Origin of the sequence: Pseudomonas sp. HY2-MNA-CIBAN-0224 (genome assembly GCF_040310285.1) — a bacterium.
GTDB lineage: Bacteria > Pseudomonadota > Gammaproteobacteria > Pseudomonadales > Pseudomonadaceae > Aquipseudomonas > Aquipseudomonas helleri.
This window is the reverse complement of sequence record NZ_JBEOPQ010000068.1, coordinates 1-25,855: the sequence shown is the minus strand read 5'-3', so window position 1 is coordinate 25,855 and position 25,855 is coordinate 1. Positions and strand designations below refer to the sequence as shown.

The following is a 25,855-nucleotide window of genomic DNA, read 5'->3' as shown; positions in this document are numbered from 1 at the left end:
AGCTGGGATGGAGGCTTGAAAAAGCTGGGTAGTTTTTTTGAATAAAAACAATGGGTTATTTTATGTTTGATAAGAGCGAGCTTGCCTCGCGATCTTTTGATCTTGCTGTTGAGAGGGTTTACGGCCGCTGCGCGCCCGATCGCAGCCTCGTGCCTCGTCAGCGGCTACAGGTTTTGCGTGCAGGAGCAATCTTTTGATCTTAGAGGCGCTCTATCTCCCGCTCCAACAGCCGGTAAATGCGCTCGTCCAGGGAATGCGCCACATTGAATCGCATCCACGGAACGATCTGCGCGTTGGGCATGAATAACTGACCGGGGGCCAACAGGATTTTTTCGTCGCGGGCTTTGGTTGCCAGCGCGGTGGAGTCTTCGATCAAGGGATGACGGGCCCACAGAAACATCCCGGCATGGGGTTTGACGAACAGCTCCATCCCCACGCCTTCCAGTAACCGCGCGACGGTTTCGTGGGCGTCGGCGAGATTGCTCTGTAACTGTTTGACGTGTTTGCGGTGGCGGCCCTGAAGCAATACCGTCAGGGCCAGTTCTTCGGTCAGCTCCGAGGTGGTGAGGCCGCTGACCAGCTTGAGCGGCACCAACTCGTCGATCAGTTCCTGGTGCGCCGCTACAAACCCGACCCGCAATGCCGGGGCAATGGTTTTCGAAAAGCTGCCGATATAGATCACCCGCGACAGCTGATCCATGCCCGCCAGCGCTTGCTGGCCGGTGGTGTCGAGGTCGGCGTAAATGTCATTTTCGACAATCAGGAAGTCGTACTTTTCAGCCAGTTGCAGTACCCGGTGTGCCACCGCCAGCGACAGGCTGGTGCCAGTCGGGCAGTGCAAGCGGGTGTTGGTGAAAAACACTTTGGGCCGATGCTGGATAATCAGCGCTTCAAGCACCTCAAGGTCGAAGCCATCGAGGGTGCGCGGGACACCCAGCAGTTTGGCCCCTTGCAAACGCAGGTTGAGGAACAGGTTGTGATAGCCCGGTTCGTCGACCAGCACGCTGTCACCGCGCTGCACCAGATAACGCGTGACCAGGTCCAGCGCATGGCTGCCACCGCTGGTCAGCATGATTTGCTCAGGGTGGGCGGCGATTCGCGTGTCAGCCAGTTTTTCGGCAAGTTTAGCGCGCAGCCGGGGGGAACCTTTGGCCTGCCCGTAACCGGAAAAACTGCCGGGCTCGTTGCGGGCCAAGGTGCGCAGGCCGCGTTGCAGGCCGTCGTGGTCTGTCCACTGCTCGGGCAACAGGCCGATGCCCGGGCGTAATTCCATGCCCATGGGCTGGAAGACTTTTTGCAGCAGCAAGTGCGCGTCAAAGTCGAACTCAGTGTCTTCCTCGTGGGTCTCCGGCACAGGGTCGGGGCGCGGGTTGCCGGGGCTGCTGCGCACATAGAAACCGGCGTTGCGCACCGGCGTCAGGTGACCGAGCGCCACCAGGCGGTCGTAAGCTTCGACAGCGGTAAAGTGGCTGACCTTGTGGGTCTGCGCGAATTTGCGGATCGAAGGCAGTTTGCTGCCGGATTTCAGCCGGTGTTCTTTGATCGCCAGGCTGATCCCCGAAACGATCTGGTTGACCAGTGACTCCTCGGAGTCGGGATCCAAAAACATCATAAACATCCGTCCAGGCTCGAAGGGCTGCGGTATGTGTACCGGTAAAAAGACCATAACAGTAATGCGCCGGCAGCAGGTTTTCTGTGCATGGTCGCCGCTGGCGTGCGGGGGCAAGCTTATGCCATTGCCACCTCAATCGAACAAGGACCCGCGATGCACGACACGCCTTTTCAATTCGACCGCAGCCTGATTTCCGATGACGAGTGGAAAACCCGTTGCGACCTGGCTGCACTGTACCGGCTGGTGGCGCATTTTCGAATGACCGATCTGATCGACACGCACATTTCGGCTCGGGTGCCGGGTGAGGAAGGGCACTTCCTGATCAACCGCTACGGGGTTTTGTTCCATGAAATGCGCGCGTCCGATCTGGTCAAGATCGACTACGACGGCAATACCGTCGATGCCCATCACAGCCCTGACAGCGTCAACCGTGCGGGTTTCAACATCCATTCAGCCATTCATGCGGCACGGCATGACATCAGTTGCATCGTGCATACCCACACTTCGGCAGGCATCGCGGTGTCCGCGCAAGAAGACGGCTTGTTGCCGATCAGCCAGCACGCGCTGAAGTTCTACCGGCGTCTGGGTTACCACGACTACGAGGGCATCGCTCTCAACCCGGATGAGCGCCAGCGCCTGGTGCGCGACCTGGGCCCGCACATGGTGATGATTTTGCGTAACCACGGCTTGCTCGCTACCGGCCGTTCGATTGCCGAGGCGTTCAATCAGATTTACTTCCTGGAGCGTGCCTGTCAGGCCCAGGTTCAAGCGCAGGCGGGCGGGGCGGTTTTGCGATTCCCCTCTGAGGCCGTATGTGAGTTGACCGCTCAACAGTCCGATGACGAGATTGAGCACAACCTGCATCAACTGGCCTGGTCGTCTGTGCTGCGTTTGATTTCTAAAGATGAAGGAGATTACCAAAGCTGAGGGACAGCAGCGGTCAGGTCGTCACCGGCCTGACTCAACACTCGACTGGCCCCAGAGCCAGATGTGCGAAGCTGGGCGCTCGCTCAGTGAGCGCTGCCAAGCGTGATTCAACTCTGCCATAACAATTAATCCTAGAGGTAGATATGAAAAAGACAGCAATCGGAGCCTTGCTTATCGCGGCTATTTCGGCCAATGCGATGGCTAACGAAATTACCGTGATTTCGTTTGGTGGTGCCAGCAAGGACGTGCAGACCGACGCGTTCTACAAACCCTTCGCCAACGCCACTGGCAACAAAGTAATTGCAGGCGAGTACAACGGCGAGATGGGCCGGATCAAAGCCATGGTCGACACCAAGAGTGTCAACTGGGACGTCGTGCAGGTCGAAGCGCCGGAGCTGATTCGCGGTTGCGAAGAAGGCCTGTTTGAACCCCTCGACCAAAGCAAGCTGGGCAACCCGGCGGACTACGTGCCCGGCACGCTGTCCGAGTGTGGCGCCGGTGTGCTGGTGTGGTCGATGGCCATCGCCTACAACGGTGACAAAGTCAGCAGCGCGCCGACCGGCTGGGCCGATTTTTGGGACACCCGCAAATTCCCTGGCAAGCGCAGCCTGCGCAAAGGCGCCAAGTACTCACTCGAAGTCGCGTTGATGGCCGACGGCGTACCGTACGCCGACATCTATAAACAGCTGTCTACCAAGGAAGGCGTGGATCGCGCATTCCGCAAGCTTGATGAGATCAAGTCCGATATCCAGTGGTGGGAAGCCGGTGCGCAACCGATGCAGTTTCTGGCCAGCGGTGACGTGGTCATGACCACGGCCTTTAATGGCCGGGTATTCGCCGCTCAACAATCCGGGGCCAACCTTAAGGTGGTCTGGAATGGCAGCATCTACGCCATCGACTCGTGGGCGATCCCGACTGGTAGCAAAAACAAGGCCGTGGCCGAAGACTTTATTGCCTTCACCCTCAAGCCGGAAAACCAAAAGATCCATACCAAAGAATTGGGCTATGGCTCGGTCAACCTGAACACCGCAGCGTTGTTGGACCCAGCCCTGGCAGCTCGGCTCAATACCGCGCCGGATAACCTGTCCCAGGCCATGCCGATCAATAACGAGTTCTGGGTCAACCATGGCGAAGAACTGGAGCAGCGCTTCAATTCATGGGTCGCCAAAACCAAGTAATCGCAGCGAATAAATGCGGCCTGTCAGCAGGCCGCATTGCGTTTGGCGCAGAGGTTCAGATAACCGGATTGCGCCCGCCGTTCACCGGCAGGATCGCGCCGACGATGTAACTGGCCCGGTCGCTGGCGAGAAACAGCGCCGCGTCGGCCACTTCCTCAGGTTTCCCGTAACGCCCCAGCGGCACGCTGGCCACGCCACGCGCCAACGCTTCTTCGGGGGAAATATTCAAGCGCTTGGCTTCCACGGCCACCGATTGTTCGACCCGGCCCGTGAGGGTATAGCCGGGGTTGATCGCATTGATCCGGATGCCCTGCGCCGCGTAGTGTTCGGCGGCGCCGACGGTGGCCAGCATCAATGCGGCGTTGGCAGCCCCGCCGGACAGGTGAGTGCTGGTCGGCACCTTGCCGCCCGAGCCGATGATATTGACGATCACGCCCTGACCGCGGGCGCGCATGCCCACCAGTACGGCTTGCTGGCTATTGATCACCGGATAGTATTTGTCCTCCATGCCCGCGCGTAGCGCCTGGCCGTCGAGGTCTTGCGGGTCATAGCGTTTGGCCGCTCCGGCGCTGTTGATCAGGATGTCGACAGGGCCATGCTGCGCTTCGATATCGGCGATCACCTGCACTGCATTTTCGTAGACCGACAGGTGAGCGGCAAAACCGCTTGCCTTGATCCCGTCCTGCTCCAGGGTTTTGAGCGCCGCTTCGATGTTCTCAAGCGTTCGCGACACGATCACCACACGGGCCTGTTCCTGGCCGAATGCGCGGGCGCAGGCCAGGCCGATGCCCTTGCTGCCGCCGGTAATGACCACAAGTTTTCCACGCAGATTGAGATTCATGCCAGGGTTCCTGTCAGTGGGTTAAGCGAGTGAGCATCATAGACCTGATGATGGGGCCGCAGCAGCTGTTGGCCTGGTCAAGATCAAGAGATCGCGAGGCAAGCTCGCTCCTACAGCTGTTTTGTCACAGACAAGGCGAGGGCGTCAAGCAGTGAGAAAAAAGGGCCATTACCCTCATGGGGATCCGGTAATGGCCAAGATTCTCAACCAAAGAGAGCGTCAGGCATCAACCTGACGGCGGGCAATTTACCTGTCCGGGGTTTAGTTAGCTAGCTAAGGAGCTGGGATACAGTTTTACCTCCTGCGCAATAATGGTGCGCTGCTTAACAACCTTGTACGGCGATGCGGCTTGATGCATCTGGCCTCAGCGGACGTTAAACGCTAACCTTGCGACCATGCAAATACCTGACTTGAATCTGCTGGTTGCCCTCAATATCTTGCTCGAAGAGGGCTCGGTAGCGGGCGCTGCCCGGCGCATGAACCTCAGTGCTCCGGCCATGAGCCGCACCCTGACACGTATCCGCGAAGTGTTGAATGACCCGATTCTGGTGCGTTCCGGGCGCGGGCTGGTGCCAACCCCCAGAGCCCTGGAACTGCGCGAGCAGGTCCGCGGCGTGGTGGAGCTGGCGCACGGGGTGTTCACCCAAAGCCAGGACAGCGATTTGCGCACGCTGGAGCGCACGTTCAGCATCCGCTCCAACGATGTGTTTTTCGGTGTGTACGGCGAAGCGTTACGTCAGCGCATGGCCCAGGAAATGCCCAAAGCAACCTTACGGGTCGTGCCCGAGGGGTTTACCGATGATCAGGCGCTGAACGAGGGGCGTATCGACCTGACCATTTGCGCCACCAACAAGTTTTCTGCGGACATCAAAGTCCAGCGCCTGTTTACTTGTCCGTTTGTGGGGCTGGCCCGCGAAGGTCACCCCATTTTTGACCAGCCGCTCACCGTGCAACGCTTTGTCGAGTTTGACCACATCAGCGTGTCCCGCCGTGGGGTTCCTCATGGGCCGATCGATTCGATGCTGGCCGAGATAGGCCTGGAGCGGCGCGTGTCCTTTACCACGCCAACCTTTTATTCAGCGATCTTTGCCCTTGCGGCTTCCGACCTGATCCTGCCGCTCATGCCGCAGATGTTGCTTAAAACCCTTGAGCCCTTGGGTTTGAAGCTGCGTCAGTTTGAACTGCCCATCACCCTGCAACCTGTGGAAATCAGCCAGGCCTGGCACCCGCGCCTGGACAATGACCACGCCCATCGCTGGTTGCGCCGCACCCTCAAAACCTTCTGCGAGAACGCCACTCTTTGATTGTGGATTGCGTCTGACGCACTCCACAGTTAGCTATTTGTCAATTTTTATAGCATTGCCGCTTGGTTAAACTTTTTGTCATCTAGTTAGAAGACGGAGTTAGCCATGTATTGGCGTTTTAAACGTGGGCGTGATTGGGCGCCGGGAGCCGAGTGGTGACCTCGCTGGCTGCAGGCTCGGCCAGTGTTGCGCCGCCCGTTGCAGCGCCACCGGCCAGTGCCGCGTTTGGTTTGCGGATTTTTACCGGGCTGGTGGGGGTGCTGCTGGCGGTGCTGGTCTCGGGTTTTAACGAAAACGTGACCAAAGTGGCGATGCCGGACATACGCGGCGCCATGGGCATCGGCTATGACGAAAGCACCTGGTTGCTGGCGGTGTATTCGGCCACGTCGATCAGTGCCATGGCCTTCGCGCCGTGGTGTGCGGCGACGTTCTCGCTGCGTCGCTTCACCTTGTGTGCAATAGGCGCGTTTTTGCTGCTGGGTATCTTGTGCCCCTTCGCCCCCAACGTTTCTGTGTTGATGCTGCTGCGGACCTTGCAAGGGTTTGCCGGAGGCGCGTTACCGCCCATGTTGATGTCGGTGGCGTTGCGTTTTTTGCCGCCGCACATCCGCTTGTACGGGCTGGGCAGTTATGCGCTGACCGCCACTTTTGGCCCCAGCTTTGGTACGCCGTTGTCGGCCTGGTGGGTGGAATACGCCGGTTGGCAGTGGGCGTTCTGGCAAGTCATTCCGCTCAGCCTGCTGGCCATGGCCTGTGTGGCCTGGGGCTTGCCGCAAGACCCGCTGCGGCTGGAGCGTTTCAAGCAGTTTGACTGGCGCGGGCTGCTGCTCGGCTTGCCCGGTTTGATCATGCTGGTGCTGGGCCTTGAGCTGGGCCAGCGGCTGAACTGGTTCGAGTCCGAAATGATCCGGATCTTTATCGTCGGCGGGCTGGCCTTGCTGGTGCTGTTTTTCATCAACGAATGGTCGCACCCGCTGCCGTTCTTCAAGTTGCAGTTACTGAAGAACCGCAATCTCACCAGCGCCTTGCTGACCCTGGCCGGGGTGCTGTTTGTGCTGTTGGCGGTGATCAAGATCCCGTCCAGTTACCTGGCGGAGATTCAGGGCTATCGCCCGCTGGAAACCGCGCCGGTGATGCTGATGGTGGCCTTGCCGCAGTTGATTGCGCTGCCGCTGGTGGTCGCCCTGTGCAACCTGCGCTGGGTCGATTGCCGCTGGGTACTGGCCATCGGTCTGGGCTTGCTGGCATTGGCGTGTGTGCTGGGTTCGCAGGTGACCTCGGTGTGGAGCCGCGAGAACTTTTACGGGTTGCAGGCGATTCAAATCATCGCTCAGCCGATGGCGGTGATCCCGCTGCTGATGCTGTCGACAGGCGGCCTCAATCCTGCTGACGGGCCCTTCGCGTCGGCGTGGTTCAACACGGTTAAAGGCTTCTCGGCCGTGGCAGCGGGCAGCGTGTTGCAAGTGCTGACAGTCAACCGTGAACACTTCCACTCGATGAGCCTGGTCGATCGCCTGGGCAACTCGCCGCTGGTGTCTGCCGGTGTCGATCTGGCGCACCGGGTGCACCAGCAGGCGATGGTGCTGACCTCTTCGGATTTGTACCTGTGCATGGCCGGTGTCGCGATTTTATTGGTTGTCATTATTCCTTTTGGCCCGACGCGGATTTATCCGCCGGGCACAGTGGCGGGAGCAGTTAAATGAGTACGACAAACGGGCGCAAGCCTTTGCTGATGGCGGGTGCAGGCGTGCTGGCGCTGGCGGTGCTGTACGGGTTGTGGTGCGTGGTGTTTGCCAGCGGCCCGGAGCAAAGCACCAATGACGCGTATGTGAGTGCCGACTTCACCCTGATCGCGCCGAAAGTCGCGGGTTTTATTGATGAAGTGTTGGTGGAGGACAACCAGCCGGTCAAAGCCGGGCAGTTGCTGGCGCGCATCGATGCGCAGGATTATCAAGCCAGCGTGATGGCCGCCCAGGCCATGGTGGCCACGGCCCAGGCTCAGCAGATGAATGCGCAGGCGATGCTTGAGCGCCAGCGTTCGCTGATCGAGGAGGCCAAGGCCACGGTCGATGCCGACCTCGCCCAGGTGGAGTTCGCCGAGCACGAGTTGCAACGCTATGAGCACTTGGCCGGGCAGGGTGCAGGCACTCTGCAAAACTCGCAGCAGGCGAAGAACCGCTCACAGACAGCCCGTGCACAATTGGCGCAACACCGCGCGGCACTGGAAGCTGCCCGCCAGCAAACCCGAGTGCTGGCTGCACAACACACCGCCGCCGAGGCTTCGGTGCAGCATGCACAAGCGTTGCAGGCTCGGGCAGAACTGGAGTTGTCATACACCCAGTTGGTGGCGCCGTTTGACGGCGTGGTCGGGCGTCGCAGCGTGCGCAAAGGTGCTTACGTCAAACCGGGCGACACCTTGCTCGCGGTGGTGCCGGTGGCCAAGGCCTACGTAGTGGCGAACTTTCTTGAGCATCAACTGACGCACATGAGCCCGGGGCAGCGGGTGATGGTTACGGTCGATACCTTCCCCGGCGAGCAACTGCACGGCACCGTCGACAGTATTGCCCCGGCCACGGGAGTGACGTTCTCGGCCATCGCGCCGGATAACGCCACCGGCAACTTCACCAAGGTGGTGCAGCGCATTCCGGTCAAAATCACCCTGGACTCAGACCAGCCGTTGATCCAGCAACTGCGTCTAGGTATGTCGGTGGATGCATCCGTCGACACCGCCAGCACCTCGGGACAGCAGGTCAGCGCACGATGAACAGCAAAATAATGACCTGCGCCGTCACTTGTTTCAGCTTGCTGAGTCTTGGCGGTTGCGTGATGGGCCCTGATTTCAAGACGCCCGAGACACCGTTGGCCGCGCATTGGGCGAACACGCCAAGCCAGTCCGGGCACAGCGGGACGGCTGAGTCGCCGGTGGACATGCGCTGGTGGGACAGTTTTGGCGACACGCAGCTATCGGCGCTGGTACGCGAAGCCCAGACGCGCAACTTTGATCTGCAAATGGCCGCCAGCCGCCTTGAGCAAAGTCGGGCCATGCGCCGTCAGGTCGCCGCCGACACGCTGCCGGCGGTAGACGGTTCGGCGGGCTACAGCCGAAGTCGCAACAGCCAGCGCGGCTTGAATGACCCGTCGGGTAAAGAGGGCAAGCAGGCGTTTAACCTGTGGAACGGCGGGCTCGGCATCAGTTGGGAGGCCGATTTGTGGGGGCGCGTGAAGCGCTCGGTGGAGGTAGCAGATGCTTCGGTGCACATGGCTGAAGAAGACCGCCATGCCGTGCAACTGCTGGTCATCGTGCAGACCGCCCAGGATTACATTGAGCTGCGCAGCACCCAGCAAGGGCTGGCGGTGGTCGAGCAGAACCTGCACATCGCCCAACGCAGCCTGGAACTGACTCGGCTACAACTCAAGGAAGGCGTGGCGACGGATCTGGAAGTTTCTGAGGCGGCCGCCCAAGTCGCAGAAATTCAGGCGCGTCTGGCACCGTTGCAACAGCACAGTGCGCAATTGATCAACGCCCTGAGCCTGTTGCTGGCGCGCGAGCCAAGAGCCTTGCAGGCGCAATTAAGTACGCCTGCCAACGTACCGTCCTATGCCGCGACCGTACCCATCGGCTTGCCCAGTGAACTGGCAGAACGACGCCCGGACATCCGCCGCGCGCAGGCCCAATTGCATGCGGCCACGGCGGCCATTGGCGTCGCCGAAGCGGACTTTTACCCGCGCATTACCTTGTCCGGGAATATGGGTTTTCAGGCGTTGCAACTGTCGGACCTGGGCAGTTGGGGCTCGCGCAGCTTTGCCTTTGGCCCGGGGCTGAGCGTGCCCTTGTTTGAGGGCGGACGCCTGAAAGGCGCGCTGCAATTACAGGAAGGCCGCCAGCAAGAAGCCGGTATTGGCTTTCAGAAAACCGTGCTGCGTGCCTGGCACGAAGTGGACGACGCGCTGGTGGCATACCAGGCCAACCAGCGCCGCCGTGACAGCCTGCTGCAGGCGGTCGCCTACAACCAGCGAGCACTGGACAGCGTTCACCAGCAGTACACCCAGGGCACCGTGGACTTTCTCAACGTGCTGACCGTGCAAAACGCACTGCTGGCCAACCAGGCGGCGCTGGTCGACAGCACCGCCCAGGTTTCACTGTCGCTGGTCGACCTGTATGGCGCGCTGGGCGGAGGCTGGCAGGGCTAATAAATCGAGACTCTATCGCGAGACAAGCTCGGGCCAAGGATTTGAGGCGCATCCCGAATCCGAAGTACGAGCTTGTCTCGCGATAGGGTCTTTTTAATACCCCTCCACGTTGTAGGAGCGAGCTTGCTCGCGATCTGTTGATCTTAAAGATCGCGAGGCAAGCTCGCTCCTACAACATTCAGCAAGACGAGTTGTAGCGTTCGTATCTGCGTGGCTGCGCAGGGATTTGTTATGCTCGGCCCTCGAATCAAGCGCCAGCATAGGCGTGTCCAGTTCACTTTGAGCGTATTTATGTCTGCCGATACTCAAGCTGTCACGACGCGTTTTTCGCGCTCCGACTATAGAACCCTGGGGCTGGCGGCCCTGGGTGGGGCGCTGGAAATCTATGATTTCATCATTTTCGTGTTCTTCGCCCTGACCCTCAGCCAGCTGTTTTTCCCGCCCGATATGCCGGAATGGCTGCGCTTGCTGCAAAGCTTCGGGATTTTCGTGACCGGCTATCTGGCCCGCCCATTGGGTGGCATCTTAATGGCGCATTTTGCCGATCATCTGGGGCGCAAGCGGGTGTTCAGCCTGAGCATCCTGATGATGGCCCTGCCGTGTCTGCTGATCGGGATCATGCCGACGTATGCCGATATTGGCTATTTAGCGCCACTCTTGCTGCTGGCGTTGCGGATTTTTCAGGGCGCCGCAGTTGGTGGTGAGGTGCCCAGTGCCTGGGTATTTGTCGCCGAGCACGCGCCTGCCGGGCGTCGCGGCTATGCCTTGGGCTTTTTACAGGCCGGTCTGACCTTCGGTTATTTGATCGGCGCCCTGACGGCGACCTTGCTGGCGCAACTGTTTACCCCGGCCGAAATCCTCGATTACGCTTGGCGCTTTCCGTTTTTGCTGGGCGGCGTGTTTGGCGTGATCGGTGTGTGGCTGCGTCGCTGGCTGAGCGAAACCCCGGTGTTTCTGGCCTTGCGCGAGCGCCGTGAGGGCAGGGTAGAGCTGCCTTTGCGCACGGTATTACGGGATTTCCGCCCGTCATTGCTGCCCGCCGCGTTGCTGACCTGTGTACTGACCAGCGCCGTGGTGGTGTTTGTCGTCATTACTCCCACCGTGATGCAACAGCAGTTCGGCATGACCGCCAGCCACACGTTTGCCTTGAGCAGCGTAGGCATCGTGTTTTTGAACATTGGCTGTGTGCTGGCAGGCCTGATCGTCGACCGCATCGGCGTCTGGCGCAGCATCGTGCTGTACAGCGTGCTGTTGCCGCTGGGGATTGGCGTGCTCTACGCCAGCCTGGTCGGGCAATGGGGCTTGCCGGGGCTGGCTTACGCCTTGGCCGGTTTGACCTGCGGGATCGTTGGCGTGGTGCCGTCAGTGATGGTCGGTTTGTTCCCGGCTGAGATTCGCGTGTCGGGCATCTCGTTTACCTACAACATCGCTTACGCGCTTTGGGCCAGTATCACGCCGTTGTTGCTGATTGCCCTGATGCCGTGGAGCCCGTGGGTGTGCGTGCTGTTCTGTGGGGTAATGGGCCTGGTCGGCGTGCTCACGGCCCGCTGGTTCGGCTTTGCCCGTGGCCATCAGGTCGAGCGGCGTTTGCGCGCGTTGGCAGAGGTGTGAGCCAGGCAACCTTCCGTCAGCGCAATGATTGCTGGGATTAATAGGAAGCATTACTATTCACGCTCCACCTATTCAGTCCAGTGCGATGAATCACAAAGTGCCCCGCCGAGCGGGCTTTTTTGAACATTACGAAGAGTTGATCGGTACCTGGACGCGTCGCTTGCGTAACCGCCAGCAGGCGCAAGACTTGGCCCATGACACTTTTGTACGCGTGCTCGAATCCACTTCGGAGGCCGTCGAGCAGCCGCGTGCCTATTTGCATCAAATGGCGCGTAATATCGCTGTCGATGGTTTTCGCCGTGAAGAGTTACGTGACGCCAAGGAGCAGGCAGCCGTTCCCCCAAGTTCGTCCGAGACGGGCGACCCGGAGCAGTACATGCGTGCTATCCAGTTGGCTGAGTCTGTTGAAAAAGCCCTGCAAGAGCTCCCGCTGAACTGCAGGAAGGTGTTTGTCTGGCAGAAGATCGAAGGCCTGACTCAAGCCGAGATCGCCGAGCGCCTGGGACTGTCCAAGAACATGGTGGAAAAATATATGATCCGCACCCTGCGACATTTGCGTGAACGGGTGGAGGCTCAATGATGGATACGCGTGACGGTACCCACGACATCGCCAGTGTGCGTGACGCTGCCGCAACCTGGTTTGCCCGTGTGCAGGCGCAGGCTTTGAATGCGGCAGAACAGGCTGAATTCGAGGCCTGGCGCGCCCGCCATCCGAGCCATGAAACGGAATACCAATGGCTGGTCAACCTCTGGTCGGCAGCAGATTTGTTGCCCAAGGAGCGCCTGCAGGCACTCTGTGAAGTGCCGGTCAAGCCGATCAAGCGCCGTTCTGTACTGGGTTTTGGTCTGGCGGCCAGCGTGCTGGCAATGGCGGGCGGCGCATTGGTGTGGACGCAGTTGCAGTCTATGGGCAATTACCAGGGCAGCTTTGCCACCACGGCAGGCGAGCGCCGCACCGTGACCTTGCCGGATGGCTCGGCCATCGAACTCAACAGCCGCAGCCAGTTGCTGGTCAGTTTTGAACGACAGCAACGCACGGTGGTGCTCAAGCAGGGCGAGGCGATGTTCAACGTGGCCCATGACACGGACCGGCCGTTTGTGGTGCTCGCTGGCCCTGGCCAAGTGACCGTCACCGGCACCCGTTTTGATGTGCGCCACGAGGACGGCCAGGCGCAAGTCGCCGTGGAGTCGGGCACTGTGCGGGTGCAGGGTAACGAACCCGGATCGCGGGTTAACCTGACGGCGGGGCTGGGCACGGTGGTCAATGCCCAAGGGCAGGTGGCGGCCGTACAGCCTGTGAATACCGAAGCACTGACGGCCTGGCGCAAGGGGCAACTGGTGTTCAATAACGCCAGCCTGGCTGAGGTTGCGGCCGAAGTGTCGCGCTATCGGGACACGCCGCTGCACGTCAGTACGCCAGCGCTGGGGCAGTTGCGTCTGACCAGCGTGTTCAAGACCAATGACACCGATGCCTTGCTCAGCGCCTTGCCGCGCATCCTGCCGGTGGCGATCAAAACCCGTGAAGATGGCAGCCAGGAAATCATCTCGGCAAAATAATTTCAGATAGGATTCAGGTTTTTTTCGAGTTCTTCGTCTTCTTGATCAACTGCAACTGGTTTGCATTAACAATGCGCAATCAAATGCGATCAACTGGGCAAGACTCGACGTGAAAAACAACCATCCTTGTGTGCGGTTTTCCTCGCTTAAACCATCTTTGAAAGCTCCATCGTCCAGCGCACGATCGCGCTTGTTGCCACTGGCGCTGGCCCTCGCGGTCAGTGCGGCGATGCCCGCTGCATTTGCCGGCGAAGCCGTTGCCAGCGCCATCCATATCCAGGCCCAGCCACTGGGTGCCGCGTTGAGCCAGTTGGCGCAGCAAACTTCGTTGCAGGTGTTTTTCAGTCCGCAACTGGTGGCCGGCAAGCAGGCACCAGCGGTCAATGGCAACCTGTCGCCCGAGCAAGCGCTGCGTGAACTGCTGCAAGGCAGCGGCTTGAACTACCAGCTTGATGGCGACGCCGTGACCCTGACCCCGGCGGCCACCGTGAGTGCCTCCGACGCTTCCGGCCCGCTGGAACTGGGGCCGGTTGACGTGAAAGTGGTGGGTAACTGGCTGGGCGATGCCAACGCCCAAGTGGTGCAGAACCACCCCGGCGCGCGAACAGTGGTGCGCCGCGAGGCAATGGTCGAGCAGGGCGCAATGACCGTCGGCGACGTGCTCAAGACCATTCCCGGTGTGCAGGTACAGGAGTCCAACGGCACCGACGGCAGTGATATCTCCTTGAACGTCGGTGTGCGTGGCTTGACCTCGCGCCTGTCGCCCCGTTCGACCGTATTGATTGACGGCGTACCCGCAGCGTTTGCCCCGTACGGCCAGCCGCAACTGTCGATGGCGCCGATTTCCTCGGGCAACCTCGACAGCATTGACGTGGTACGCGGTGCCGGTTCGGTGCGCTATGGACCGCAGAACGTGGGCGGCGTGATCAACTTTGTGACCCGCGCCATCCCGGAAACCTTCCAGGGCGAAGTCGGTACCACTCTGGAGACCTCTGAGCGTGGCGGCTGGAAGCACCTGGAGTCGGCCTTTTTGGGCGGTACTGCGGACAACGGTATCGGTGCTGCATTGCTCTATTCCGGTGTCAAAGGTGATGGCTACCGGGCGAGCAATAACAACAACGACATCGACGACGTGTTGCTGAAAACCCATTGGGCGCCGACCGATCAGGACGATTTCAGCCTTAACTTCCACTACTACGATGCCACCGCCGACATGCCCGGCGGCCTGACGCAGAAGCAGTTTGACGCTGACCCGTACCAGTCCGTACGCGACTGGGACAACTTCACCGGGCGGCGTAAGGACGTGTCCTTCAAATACCTGCGGCAGATTGATGACCAGACCCAGTTTGAAGTCCTGACCTACTACACCGACAGCTTCCGTGGTAGCAACATTGCCGCGCGCAACCTGCAAACCCTGGCCTCGTACCCGCGTAGCTATCACACCTTCGGCATCGAGCCACGGGTGTCGCACGTCTTCACCCTGGGTGAGGTTACCCAGGAAGTGGGCATTGGCTATCGCTACCTGAAAGAAGCCATGCAGGAAGAGGCCAGCCAACTGCAACTGGTCAATAACGTGCCTGTGGCCCGTCCTGGGGCTGACGGCCATATTTATCAGGACCGCACCGGCGGGACCGAAGCCAACTCGTTCTATATCGATGACAAGATCGATGTCGGCAAGTGGACCATCACCCCGGGCATTCGCTTCGAGCGCATCAGCACCAACTGGCAGGACCACTCGGTGCTGGACAACAAAGGCGTGCCGGTCCCGGAAAAAAACCGCAGCATCGACAGCAACGAAGCGTTGCCGGCCTTGAGCGTGATGTATCACCTCTCCGATGCCTGGAAACTGTTCGCCAACTACGAAACTTCGTTTGGCAGCTTGCAGTACTTCCAGTTGGGTCAGGGCGGCCAGGGCGACCAGACCGCCGCAGGCCTGAAGCCTGAGAAGGCCAAGACCTATGAAATCGGTACCCGTTATGACAATGGCGTATGGGGCGGCGAAGTCACGCTGTTCTACATCGACTTTGCTGACGAACTGCAATACGTGAGCAACGACGTGGGCTGGACCAACCTCGGCGCGACCAAGCACCAGGGTATCGAAACGTCGGTTCATTACGACATGTCGACGCTTAACCCGGCCCTTGACGGCCTGTCGGTGAACGCCGGTTTCACCTACACCAAAGCCACCTCTGAGGGTGATATCGCCAACTTCAAAGGCCGTGACCTGCCGCTGTACTCGCGCCAAGTGCTCAACCTGGGCGCCCGCTACGTGGTCAACCGCTGGAGCTACAACCTCGACATGTTTGCCCAGTCGCAACAGCATGCACCGGGCACTGGTGGGGTTTACATCACCGACCCGACGCCGGACGGCCAGTACGGCGATATTCCGGGTTACGCCACCTGGAGCACCCGTGTCGGTTACGACTTTGGCCCTGAAGCCTCGAACCTGAAAGTGGGCGCAGGCATCAAAAACCTGTTCAACCAGGAGTACTACACCCGTTCCAGCGACAACAACTCGGGTATCTACGTGGGTGAGCCGCGCACGTTCTTCGTGCAGGCCAGCGTAGGGTTCTAAAGCAGCACGGCTTGTCTCGCGGTCTTTTGATGGTTTAAAAGATCGCGAGGCAAGCTGGCTTCTATCAAACACAAAATAAGTGATTGATTCCAACGGCCCTGTAGGAGCGAGCTTGCTCGCGATCTTTTGATCTTTATCTAAGAGCAACCCTCACCCTAGCCCTCTCCCGAAGGAGAGGGAACCGATTGGGGGATGCTGAAGATACTCGCTGTCCTGTTTGCTGCGCGACAGCGCGGCGTCGAAGACGGGGCGGCCAATCCTACAGAGTGAATCAGACTTTCAAGATGCGCCCGCTGATAGCCACGCCTACCAGCATCACGGCGATCAGGCCGAAGGCGATGTTCAAACTGCTGGCATGGGCGATAAAGCCAATGGCCGCAGGCCCTACCAAAATCCCCGCATAACCCAGCGTAGTAATGGCCGGCACGGCGATGCTCTCAGGCATCACGGTCTGCTTGCCCACCGCGGTGTACAGCACCGGCACGATATTCGAGCAGCCGGCACCCACCAGCGCGTAGCCCAACAGCGACACTTCCCAGTCCGGCGCCACTGTCGCCAACGCCAGCCCGGCGGCGGCAAAAAGACCGCCCAGAACAATGACCCGACGTGCGCCCAGGCGGCTGACGATGGTATCGCCAAGCAACCGGCCTGCCGTCATGGTCAGGGCAAACGCGGCATAACCTAGCCCGGCATACACCTCGTTGATGTGTTTTTCAGAGGTCAGGAATACCGCGCTCCAGTCGAGCATCGCGCCTTCAGCCAAAAACACGGTAAAGCACAGCAGGCCGATAAACAGCACCACGCCATGGGGGATGGCAAACGCCGGGCCGCTGCTCTCGCTGCCATAGGGCAACAGGTGCGGCGCGGCCTTGAACAGCGCTGCGAGGATCAGCACGATGACCACGGCCATTGCCCACAAAGGCGTCAGGCCGATGGCCAGCAGGCCGCTGACCCCGGCAGCGCCGACGATCCCGCCGACACTGAACAAGCCATGAAAGCCCGACATCATGTTGCGCCCGCTGGCGCGTTCAACAATCACTGCCTGCAGGTTGACGGTGGAGTCGACGGTGCCCAGCCCGGCGCCAAAGACAAACAGCGTGGCAATCAGCAACGGGATGGAACTGACTGTCGCCAGCAGCGGCAAACTCAGGCAGATCAACAGGGTCCCGGCGGTCAGCACCCGGCGGCAACCAAAGCGTGTGGCCAGCACCCCGGCAATCGGCATGGCCAGAATCGAACCGACGCCCAGCGACAGCAGCAACAGCCCCAACGTCGCGTCATCCAGCCCGGCCCGCGCCTTGGCGTATGGCACCAGCGGTGCCCAGGCAGCGATGCCGAAGCCGGCAATAAAAAAGGCAATTCGCGTCGAAAGTTGTTCGAGACGCCCCGGAACCGGAGGCGCTTTAGGCATGGAGGTCATGGTCTTCCTTGAAGGACAAGCGGCAAAAACAAAGCAACATCCTTACACAGTTGCGGCCAACCTCGCGACCCGCGAACGCCATCACGCTGTGGGAGCGGGCTTGCTCGCGATGGGATCGACGAGGTGTAACAGACAGACCCAGTCGTTTGCATCGCGAGCAAGCCCGCTCCCACGGGGGGGGCTAGAGGCCGAGGGCCTAGACTTTACGCCGTACGAACACCCAACCCGCCAGCAGCACCAGCACGACAATCGCGCCCCAGGCCAGCGCCGGGGCGTATTTGATCAGCCAGCTCACCGGTGTTTTATCCGACAGAATGCTGGACACCTCCTGTTCATCCGGCCCGGAGCCTGGCACTTGCCCAAATGTCGAACGTACGTAGCGGGCCAGTGCGGCGATTTGCTCGTTGTTCATTTGGTCACGGAAACCGGGCATGAGGATGTGCCTGCCCTCTATTTCGAGGTTGATGCCTCCGGCGATGACTTGCACCAGGTTATTGGGATGGGCCGAGCGCAAGTCGCGCAACCGACCTAGATCCGGCCCTGCGGTACCCGTGCCGTCGACCCCGTGACAACTGGCACACGCCGATTGATACAGCACGGCACCATCGGTGGTGGCGTTGTTGGCCAGATTGCGCCAGCCGGTAATAGGCCCCTCGACCGTGTCGGGGTCGACGCGGGCCGGGCGTGATGGCGCAGCAGGCAATCCCTGGGTAATGACCGGTGGCACTTGGCGCAAGTAGGCAATGATGTCGGCTATGTCGCTGTCGCCAAGATGGCTCAGGCTGCGACTCACGGCCAGGCCCATATCACCCCCTGCGACAGCTACCGGGTTATGGCCTTTTTGCAGAAACTGTTTGAGTTCCTGATCGCTCCAGCTACCCAGCCCGGACGGGTCGTTAGTGAGGTTAGGGGCTTGCCAGCCGCCGACAAACGCGCCGCCCAGGTGCTGCTCCGGCAACTCCGCCATGAGGACCCCGCGTGGTGTGTGACACGCGCTGCAATGCCCGAGGGCCTCGACCAGATAGCGCCCGCGTTCTGCCGACTCACCGTGTGCAGGTTTCTCGCCTGCCGCGTGTCCTTCATTCAGGTACAGCACGTTCCAGGCAATCATGGCTGGCCTTGTGAACGGAAAGCTCAAGTCGGTTGCGCGCACTTCATGGTTGATCGCAGGCACGCTCTGCAAATAGGCGTAGAGCGCTGACACATCGGCATCGCTGATGCCGGTGTAGGACGTGTACGGCATTGCCGGGTACAGCCAGCCTTTGCCGGGAGCGCGGCCTTTGCGCAGGGCATCACGCAATTGCTCTTCGCTCCAGCCGCCGATGCCAGTACGCGTGTCCGGGGTGATGTTGGAGGCATAAATAGGCCCCAGCGGGCTGGCAATTGCAGCGCCGCCTGCCAGATTTTCGCCATGGCAGCCCGCGCAGTCGGCCGCCGTGGCGATGTATTTGCCGCGTTCAACCGGGCTGGCATCGTTTGACTGAGCACTGGCCCACTGTGTGCCAAGGGCGAGGGTGACGGCTATCAGGGCTTTACGCATGTCACACCTCCTTGGCGATATGTTTGCCAGCGCGGATGGCCAACGCCATCCCGGTCAGAGTGGGGTTAACACCGCCCGCCGTGGGCATGACCCCGGTGGTCACCAAAAACAGGTTCTGGTGATCAAAACAGCGCAGATCCCGGTCCACCACAGCATCCTCGGCCTGGGTGCCCATGCGCACCGTGCCCATGATGTGCTGCTGGCAAATCCATTTTGTGGGTGCACTGATCCGCGTACCGTTGGTGGCTTGCAGGAAGTTGGCGAAATCGTCCATCAGCCGGGGCAGGTTGGCGTTGGTGTAGTCCGAGATCCGGTAGTCCAGGCGCAATCCCGGTAAGCCGAGCGAATCCTTGAAGCCTGGGTTCAGGGATATCCCGTTGGCCATGTCGGGCAAATCTTCGGTCAGGGCTTCAAAGGTAAAAATCCGGGCCGAACGATCGTGGATTTCGTCATCCAGCGCGGCGCCGATCTTGCGCTCCGACAAGGCGGTTTCGGCAATGCCGACAGTGGGCGGGTTGTTCAGCAAGTCATAGCGCGTTGAAGGAATACGCGTGCGGTCTGGCTGATTGCGACGCTGCATGATCGCGCCGTGAATGTTCTGCCCGCGTCCGGCCCACAACGGCTCCGACGAGAGCAGGGTCATGTCGATGGTGGGGTGAACCATCAGGTTGCGCCCGACCATGCCCGAGCGCGCCCCGAGATTGTTCATCAGCATCAGCTTGGGGGTTTCAAAGCCATGGCCGGCCAGCACGTAAACTTTTGCCGTGAGCCGCGTTGCAGAACGGTTTGGCGTCAGGTAGTGGAGGGCGGTCACCTGGCCGTCTGCGCCGGTTTCGATCTAGTGCACGATGGCGTTGCTGCGCAGGTCGACGCCCAACTTGCGGATCTTTTCAACGACGTGATACCCCGAGTGCTTGGCGCCGATCGGGCAGTTCCAGTTGCACATGTTGTTGCCAATGCACGCGGGGCGGCCGTCATAGGGTTTGCTGATGCGTGACGAGGGGGCGACGTCGATGCGATAACCCTTGGTTGCAATTTGTTGCTGCAAGCGCTGAATGGCGTAGGGCTTGGCTTCGGGTGGCAGTGGAAAGGGCCGGGAGCGGGGTGGGTAGGTGTACCCCAAGCCTTGGCCGGATTCGTCGTAATCGGCGATGCCGTTGACCCCGATTTCGTATTCGGCGTCGCAATAGAACGGCTCAAGCTCGGCGTAGGTGATGGGCCAGTCCACGGCGAGACCGAAGCTGGACTTCAAGGTCATGTCTTCGGGGAGCAGGCGCCAGGTGGCCGCCGTCCAGTGCCGTGAGGTGCCGCCGACTGAACGCAGGGTGCCGGGGAACACTTCGATCCCTTCGAGGTGCGGGCTGATATAGCCGGGGCTGAAGCTGTTGGGGGCGTAGGGCACATCTGGAAACAGCGCGTTGAAGTTGTTCTGCCGCGCCGAGTTACGAAAGTTGTCGGTGACTTTCCAGTCCGTGGTTTCAGGCCCGGCTTCCAGCACGATGACTTTTTTCCCGGCGCGGGCCAGTTCCAGCGCCACCATGGAGCCCAATGAACCTGAGCCCACGACAATCACGTCAGCATCGTAATCGCTCATTTCCTTGCCTCCTGGCCCAGTGCCGCACGGGCAGCTTCGATTGAATCGAACCGGCCTTCGGCATAGGCGTGCCAGGCCGGATCAGGGGTGGCGATGGTGTAGTGCTTCAATGGCTGATAAGCCCAGGTGGTGGCGCCTTCCGGCAGATCGGAAGCGTCGACCCCGCGTGGCGTGTCTCGCCACCAGCCTGCCGGGCCGGGTGGGTAGCTCTGCGCAGGGATAATGCCGCCGGTCTTGGCATACGCCTGCATTTCAAGAAACGTGGCGAAGGCGGCGTCATCTTCAAGAATCCGCCCTGACGGCGTTCCGACATAGCCCAAATACCAGGGTTTGGCGATGATCAGTGCCGTGTCCAGATCCGTACCGCTGAGGGCCGACAGACCCGCTTCGCGGCTGGTGCTTGCCGCCAGGGTTTTGTGCAATGCGGCGAGGTGTGCGGCAAAGCCTGCGTGGCGCTCAGTCAGCAAGGCCTCGATCCTGGCGGCAGCGCCGGGGGTCAGGTTGTCGGCGCCGGTAATGATCCGGCTCACCTCGCGAAACGCATCTGAAGCAGACCCTGCGGCCAACAGTGCACTCGACCAATACAAGGCAGGCGGTATCAAGGCCAGCGATACAAGAAAGGAGCGACGATCCATAGACATAGTGCCCACCCTGGCAAACTGATTAACATCCAGTGTTAATACGTTGAAAGTTGTTTATAGCCAAAATACAACTAACGGCAAGTTTTGATTGTTAGTCGGGGAGGGGACTTTCAGATTAATAAAACGGGTGTTGAATCTTTGGAGTGCGGCTATTTATATATGTGTTTTTGGAAATGCAAATCATTATTGATCTGTAGGAGCGAGCTTGCCTCGCGATCTTTTAAATAATCAAAAGATCGCGAGGCAAGCTCGCTCCTACAGTTAACTGTGTTATTTAGATAATTAAACCTGCAACAACCGCTCACGGAGCTTGCCGATTTCGTCGCGCATTTGTGCGGCGGCTTCGAATTCCAGGTCGCGGGCCAGGGCGTACATTTTTTCTTCCAGTTGGCGAATGCGTTTGCTGATCTCGCTCGGCGAGCGCAATTCGTTTTCGTACTTGGCGTTTTCTTCGGCGGCCTTGGCCATGCCTTTGCGCTTCTTGCTGCGCGAACCCGGTACCACCGCGCCTTCCATGATATCGGCGACGTCTTTGAACACGCCTTTAGGAGTGATGCCGTTGGCTGCGTTGAACGCGATCTGTTTTTCGCGACGGCGTTCGGTTTCACCAATGGCCCGTTCCATCGACCCGGTGATGCGGTCGGCGTACAGAATCGCCTGGCCATTGAGGTTACGAGCGGCGCGGCCAATGGTCTGGATCAAGGAGCGTTCGGAGCGCAGGAAGCCTTCCTTGTCGGCGTCCAGAATCGCCACCAGCGACACTTCGGGCATGTCCAGGCCTTCACGCAGCAAGTTGATGCCCACCAGCACATCAAACACGCCCAGGCGCAAATCGCGAATGATCTCGACCCGCTCCACGGTATCGATGTCCGAGTGCAGGTAACGCACGCGCACGCCGTGATCGGCTAGATAGTCGGTCAAGTCTTCGGACATGCGCTTGGTTAGCGTGGTCACCAGCACCCGCTCTTCCTTCGCCACGCGCTTATTGATCTCGGAGAGCAGATCGTCGACCTGGGTCAGCGCCGGACGAATCTCGATTTGCGGGTCAACCAGACCGGTTGGCCGCACCACTTGCTCAATCACCCGGCCCGCGTGCTCGGCCTCGTAATTGCCCGGAGTCGCCGAGACGAAGATCGTTTGCGGGCTGATGCGTTCCCATTCGTCAAAGCGCATCGGCCGGTTGTCCAGCGCCGAAGGCAGACGGAAGCCGTACTCCACCAAGGTTTCTTTACGCGAACGGTCGCCCTTATACATGGCCCCGACTTGCGGCACGCTGACGTGGGATTCGTCGATAACCAGCAGTGCGTCAGCAGGCAGATAATCAAATAGCGTTGGTGGCGGGGCGCCCGACTCACGCCCCGAGAGGTAGCGCGAGTAGTTTTCGATGCCGTTGCAATAACCCAGCTCCATGATCATTTCCAGATCGAAGCGGGTGCGCTGTTCCAGACGCTGCGCCTCGACCAGTTTGTCGTGGGTGCGCAGGTACTCAAGGCGCTCCTTGAGTTCTTCCTTAATCCCTTCCACGGCATCGAGCAAGGTTTCGCGCGGGGTCACATAGTGGCTTTTCGGATAGAAGGTAAAGCGCGGCATTTTGCGGATCACTTCGCCGGTCAGCGGATCAAAGGCGCTGATGCTTTCGACTTCGTCATCGAACAGTTCGATGCGGATCGCTTCCAGGTCCGATTCGGCCGGGTAGATGTCAATCACATCGCCGCGCACGCGGAAGGTGGCGCGGGCAAAATCCATGTCATTACGGGTGTATTGCAGGTCGGCCAGACGGCGCAACAGCTCGCGCTGGTCGAGTTTGTCGCCACGGTCGATGTGCAGCACCATCTTCAGATAGGTTTCCGGACTGCCCAAACCATAAATGCACGACACCGTGGTCACGATGATCGCGTCCTTGCGCTCCAGCAACGCCTTGGTTGCCGACAGTCGCATCTGTTCGATGTGGTCGTTGATCGATGCGTCTTTCTCGATAAAGGTATCGGAGGAGGGGACGTAAGCTTCCGGCTGGTAGTAGTCGTAGTACGAGACGAAGTATTCCACCGCGTTGTTCGGGAAGAACGACTTGAACTCGCCGTACAACTGCGCGGCCAGAGTTTTGTTCGGCGCCAGCACCAGCGTCGGTCGATTGACATGGGCGATCACGTTGGCAATGCTGAACGTCTTGCCCGAACCGGTTACCCCGAGCAGGGTCTGGTGCGACAGACCGGCCTCAATGCCTTCGATCATCTGGCGAATGGCCACGGGCTGGTCGCCGGCGGGCTGAAAGCGGGTAACGAGCTGAAAATCGGACATAACGGACCTCTGGTTTCGCTTCCTTGAGTCGGGATAATCCCGGCCAAAGCGAGAAAGACTGCACACGACGCATGCCGCAGCGCAAACAGGATACGTGTAAATATGGAGATCGTGACTGACTGTTTCAAGGCGTAAGGCTGGCACGCCGGTTTGGGCAAATATTGCAATTAGACCAGTGGGCCAAAAATAAACTCAAATACTTGGCCAAAACCGGGTTTCGCCTGTTGCCCCAATCCTGATCAGCTTTATACTTGCTCCCCGTTTGTGCACCGCTCTAGTGCAATCGGCTGGAGCGTGTCACCCCCTCCATCATCCATTCAGAGCCGCCGTAATAATGAGCCTGTTCTCCGCTGTCGAAATGGCACCACGCGATCCTATCCTGGGCCTCAACGAAGCATTCAATGCCGATACTCGTACCGACAAAGTGAATTTGGGAGTTGGTGTTTACTGCAACGAAGAGGGACGAATTCCACTCTTGCGTGCCGTTATCGAAGCCGAAACGATCCGGGCAGCAGAGCACGCTTCGCGCGGCTACTTGCCGATCGATGGTATTCAAGCCTACGACCAGGCAGTACAAAAGCTGCTGTTCGGTGCTGACTCGGCACTGTTGGCGGCTGGCCGTGTGATTACCACGCAATCGGTTGGTGGTACGGGCGCACTGAAAATCGGTGCTGACTTCCTCAAGCAACTGCAGCCAGACGCTGTGGTCGCCATCAGCGATCCAAGCTGGGAAAACCACCGCGCACTGTTCGAGGCCGCGGGTTTCCCGGCGCAGAACTACCGTTACTACGACGCCGCCAGCCATGACGTCAACCGCGCTGGCATGCTCGAAGACCTCAACGCCTTGCCTGCCGGCTCGATCGTTGTGCTGCACGCCTGCTGCCACAACCCGACCGGCGTTGACCTGACCCCGGCTGACTGGCAGAACGTACTGGAAGTCGTCAAAGCCAAGGGCCTGATCCCGTTCCTGGACATGGCTTACCAGGGCTTTGGCGATGGCATCGCCGAAGACGCCGCTGCCGTGCGCCTGTTTGCTGACTCGGGCCTGAGCTTCTTCGTGTCCAGCTCGTTCTCCAAATCGTTCTCGATCTACGGCGAGCGTGTAGGTGCACTGTCGATCGTCACCCAGTCCAAAGACGAGAGCGCTCGCGTTCTGTCCCAGGTCAAGCGTGTGATCCGTACCAACTACTCCAACCCGCCGACTCACGGTGCAAGCATTGTCGCGGCCGTTCTCAACAGCCCGGACCTGCGTGCCAAGTGGGAAGCCGAGCTGGCTGAAATGCGCGAGCGCATCAGCGGCATGCGCCGTCAGATGGTTGAACTGCTCGCGAAAAAAGCACCAGGCCACGACTTCAGCTTTGTTGCGCGTCAGCGCGGCATGTTCTCGTACTCCGGCCTGACCGTTGAACAAGTAGGGCGCCTGCGCACCGAATTCGGCATCTACGCGCTCGACACTGGCCGGATCTGCGTTGCAACCCTGAACCAGCGCAACATCGAAGGCGTGACCGACGCCATTGTGAAGGTCATCTAAAATTTTTTGGAGAGAAGTCAGCCAAAGCGTTGACTTCTTTTTAGATATCAGTAAGATAGCCCTCATTCCGCGATAGCTCAGTTGGTAGAGCAAATGACTGTTAATCATTGGGTCCCTGGTTCGAGTCCAGGTCGTGGAGCCAGATAAAGATTCAGAGCCGCTTTCAGCGCTTATGAATCGTCCGAAAAACCCGCCGAAAGGCGGGTTTTTTCGTTTATGCGCTGAGCTCTAAGATGACCCGCGCATCCTGCCCAAATTGACCATTTCTATCTAGACCGCACCCTAAAAAGTATGGGATTGATTCTAAAGCCCCTGTAGGAGCGAGCTTGTCTCGCGATCTTTTGACCTGGCTTTTGATCTAAAAGCCCTCACCACGCCTCTCCCGAAGGAGAAGCGACCGATTGGGGGATGCTGAATAATTCGGTGGCCTGCTTGCTGCGCGATAGCGCGACGTCGTAGGCGGGGCGGCTTTTCCTAGGACTATTCCCACGCCAAAAAGCTATCAGGCCTACAGTACAGCTTGGGTCTTTACAGGGTTAAATGTTCCTTATTCTGAATAGGAAAAAGGACATCCCTAATGTCGAAACAATACTCCGGCACCACTCCAAAATTACGTCCTGTCCACTTGCCTGTGCTCGGCAGGCAAGAGCAGGGCTAGCGCCCGTCAAAATCCTCCCTCCCTTGGTCTAGATCCACGCCGTGCCAGTTGCCTTCTACCGGTAAAATCCGGGGTAGGGTACTTGCCGCCTCAGGAGCGTCCATGCCCCGTCAAAGCGATCTGCGTTTTACCTTCGAGCCCCTGCAAGGCGATGCCTTTGAGGTGGTCGAGTTCAAGCTCGAAGAAGGCTTGTCGCAACCCTTCAAATTAACCCTGGACCTGGTCAGCCACGACTCGGCGGTGGACTTTAATCGCGTTCTCGATCTGGGCGCGCTGTTCACGGTGTGGCGCGGCGAAACGCCGGTGCGCTATGTCCATGGTCTGGTCAGTCTGTTCCGTCAGGGCGACACCGGTTTTCGCCGTACCCGCTACCACGC

The 25,855-nt window shown here is 59.6% G+C and carries 20 protein-coding genes and 1 tRNA gene; 13 read left to right on the top strand and 8 right to left on the bottom strand.

Annotated elements, in window-relative coordinates:
- Positions 1-199 precede the first annotated feature (199 nt).
- The gene (locus AAEZ03_RS22365) at positions 200-1,612 is read right to left on the bottom strand and encodes an aminotransferase-like domain-containing protein (RefSeq protein ID WP_262123586.1); all 1,413 of its coding nucleotides are present in this window, start codon (positions 1,610-1,612) and stop codon (positions 200-202) included.
- Between the two features lie 153 nt (positions 1,613-1,765).
- Between AAEZ03_RS22365 and AAEZ03_RS22360 the strand changes: the two genes are divergently transcribed.
- Together AAEZ03_RS22360 and AAEZ03_RS22355 are read left to right on the top strand one after the other, a co-directional pair.
- Entirely contained in the window at positions 1,766-2,539 is a 774-nt protein-coding gene (locus AAEZ03_RS22360) for a class II aldolase/adducin family protein (RefSeq protein ID WP_350581661.1), read from the top strand.
- Between the two features lie 143 nt (positions 2,540-2,682).
- Positions 2,683-3,717 carry an ABC transporter substrate-binding protein gene (locus AAEZ03_RS22355; protein ID WP_350581658.1) on the top strand — a complete coding sequence of 345 codons (1,035 nt, stop codon included), beginning with the start codon at positions 2,683-2,685 and terminating at the stop codon, positions 3,715-3,717.
- Positions 3,718-3,772: 55 nt separating this feature from the next.
- Here the strand turns inward: AAEZ03_RS22355 and AAEZ03_RS22350 are convergent, their stop codons facing one another.
- The gene (locus tag AAEZ03_RS22350) at positions 3,773-4,558 is read right to left on the bottom strand and encodes an SDR family NAD(P)-dependent oxidoreductase (protein ID WP_048369195.1); all 786 of its coding nucleotides are present in this window, start codon (positions 4,556-4,558) and stop codon (positions 3,773-3,775) included.
- Positions 4,559-4,953: 395 nt separating this feature from the next.
- Here AAEZ03_RS22350 and AAEZ03_RS22345 point away from each other — a divergent pair, with 395 nt between their 5' ends.
- From AAEZ03_RS22345 to AAEZ03_RS22310, 8 genes are all read left to right on the top strand, one after another.
- Entirely contained in the window at positions 4,954-5,862 is a 909-nt protein-coding gene (locus AAEZ03_RS22345) for a LysR family transcriptional regulator (protein ID WP_350581655.1), read from the top strand.
- A gap of 155 nt (positions 5,863-6,017) precedes the next feature.
- On the top strand, positions 6,018-7,565 hold the full coding sequence (locus tag AAEZ03_RS22340) for an MFS transporter (protein WP_502947941.1): 1,548 nt from the start codon (positions 6,018-6,020) through the stop codon (positions 7,563-7,565).
- Entirely contained in the window at positions 7,562-8,626 is a 1,065-nt protein-coding gene (locus tag AAEZ03_RS22335; protein WP_350581653.1) for an HlyD family secretion protein, read from the top strand. Before AAEZ03_RS22340 ends, AAEZ03_RS22335 begins: the two co-directional genes overlap by 4 nt.
- Positions 8,623-10,053 (top strand): efflux transporter outer membrane subunit, encoded by a 1,431-nt coding sequence (locus AAEZ03_RS22330; RefSeq protein ID WP_350581651.1) that lies wholly within the window; start codon positions 8,623-8,625, stop codon positions 10,051-10,053. Before AAEZ03_RS22335 ends, AAEZ03_RS22330 begins: the two co-directional genes overlap by 4 nt.
- A 291-nt stretch (positions 10,054-10,344) precedes the next feature.
- Entirely contained in the window at positions 10,345-11,664 is a 1,320-nt protein-coding gene (locus tag AAEZ03_RS22325; protein ID WP_314915434.1) for an MFS transporter, read from the top strand.
- A gap of 85 nt (positions 11,665-11,749) precedes the next feature.
- Complete coding sequence (locus tag AAEZ03_RS22320) at positions 11,750-12,244, top strand: sigma-70 family RNA polymerase sigma factor (protein ID WP_350581649.1); 495 nt, start codon at positions 11,750-11,752, stop codon at positions 12,242-12,244.
- Positions 12,244-13,221, top strand: a complete 978-nt coding sequence (locus AAEZ03_RS22315) for a FecR family protein (protein WP_350581667.1) — start codon at positions 12,244-12,246, stop codon at positions 13,219-13,221. The genes AAEZ03_RS22320 and AAEZ03_RS22315 overlap by 1 nt, the downstream gene beginning before the upstream one ends.
- 157 nt (positions 13,222-13,378) lie before the next feature.
- Positions 13,379-15,796 carry a TonB-dependent siderophore receptor gene (locus AAEZ03_RS22310; protein ID WP_502947940.1) on the top strand — a complete coding sequence of 806 codons (2,418 nt, stop codon included), beginning with the start codon at positions 13,379-13,381 and terminating at the stop codon, positions 15,794-15,796.
- 271 nt (positions 15,797-16,067) lie between these two features.
- Here AAEZ03_RS22310 and AAEZ03_RS22305 read toward each other — a convergent pair whose 3' ends face one another.
- The 6 genes from AAEZ03_RS22305 to uvrB form a co-directional block, all read right to left on the bottom strand.
- Positions 16,068-17,216, bottom strand: a complete 1,149-nt coding sequence (locus AAEZ03_RS22305) for an MFS transporter (protein ID WP_262123578.1) — start codon at positions 17,214-17,216, stop codon at positions 16,068-16,070.
- A 196-nt stretch (positions 17,217-17,412) separates the two neighbouring features.
- Positions 17,413-18,756, bottom strand: coding sequence for a c-type cytochrome (locus AAEZ03_RS22300; protein ID WP_350581647.1), 1,344 nt, complete (start codon positions 18,754-18,756; stop codon positions 17,413-17,415).
- Position 18,757: 1 nt separating this feature from the next.
- Complete coding sequence (locus AAEZ03_RS22295; RefSeq protein WP_350581644.1) at positions 18,758-19,570, bottom strand: GMC oxidoreductase; 813 nt, start codon at positions 19,568-19,570, stop codon at positions 18,758-18,760.
- A gap of 24 nt (positions 19,571-19,594) precedes the next feature.
- The gene (locus AAEZ03_RS22290; protein ID WP_350581641.1) at positions 19,595-20,350 is read right to left on the bottom strand and encodes an FAD-dependent oxidoreductase; all 756 of its coding nucleotides are present in this window, start codon (positions 20,348-20,350) and stop codon (positions 19,595-19,597) included.
- On the bottom strand, positions 20,347-20,991 hold the full coding sequence (locus tag AAEZ03_RS22285) for a sugar dehydrogenase complex small subunit (RefSeq protein ID WP_278937585.1): 645 nt from the start codon (positions 20,989-20,991) through the stop codon (positions 20,347-20,349). The genes AAEZ03_RS22290 and AAEZ03_RS22285 overlap by 4 nt, the downstream gene beginning before the upstream one ends.
- Positions 20,992-21,273: 282 nt before the next feature.
- Positions 21,274-23,289 (bottom strand): excinuclease ABC subunit UvrB, encoded by a 2,016-nt coding sequence (gene uvrB / locus AAEZ03_RS22280; protein WP_350581640.1) that lies wholly within the window; start codon positions 23,287-23,289, stop codon positions 21,274-21,276.
- A gap of 334 nt (positions 23,290-23,623) precedes the next feature.
- On the opposite strand from uvrB, the gene AAEZ03_RS22275 reads away from it, so the two are divergent.
- The 3 genes from AAEZ03_RS22275 to AAEZ03_RS22265 all read left to right on the top strand — a co-directional run.
- The gene (locus tag AAEZ03_RS22275) at positions 23,624-24,820 is read left to right on the top strand and encodes an amino acid aminotransferase (RefSeq protein ID WP_350581638.1); all 1,197 of its coding nucleotides are present in this window, start codon (positions 23,624-23,626) and stop codon (positions 24,818-24,820) included.
- A 66-nt stretch (positions 24,821-24,886) separates the two neighbouring features.
- A tRNA-Asn gene (locus AAEZ03_RS22270) sits at positions 24,887-24,962 on the top strand.
- A gap of 618 nt (positions 24,963-25,580) precedes the next feature.
- A partial coding sequence (locus tag AAEZ03_RS22265; protein ID WP_350581635.1) for a contractile injection system protein, VgrG/Pvc8 family occupies positions 25,581-25,855 on the top strand: 275 nt, incomplete at its 3' end.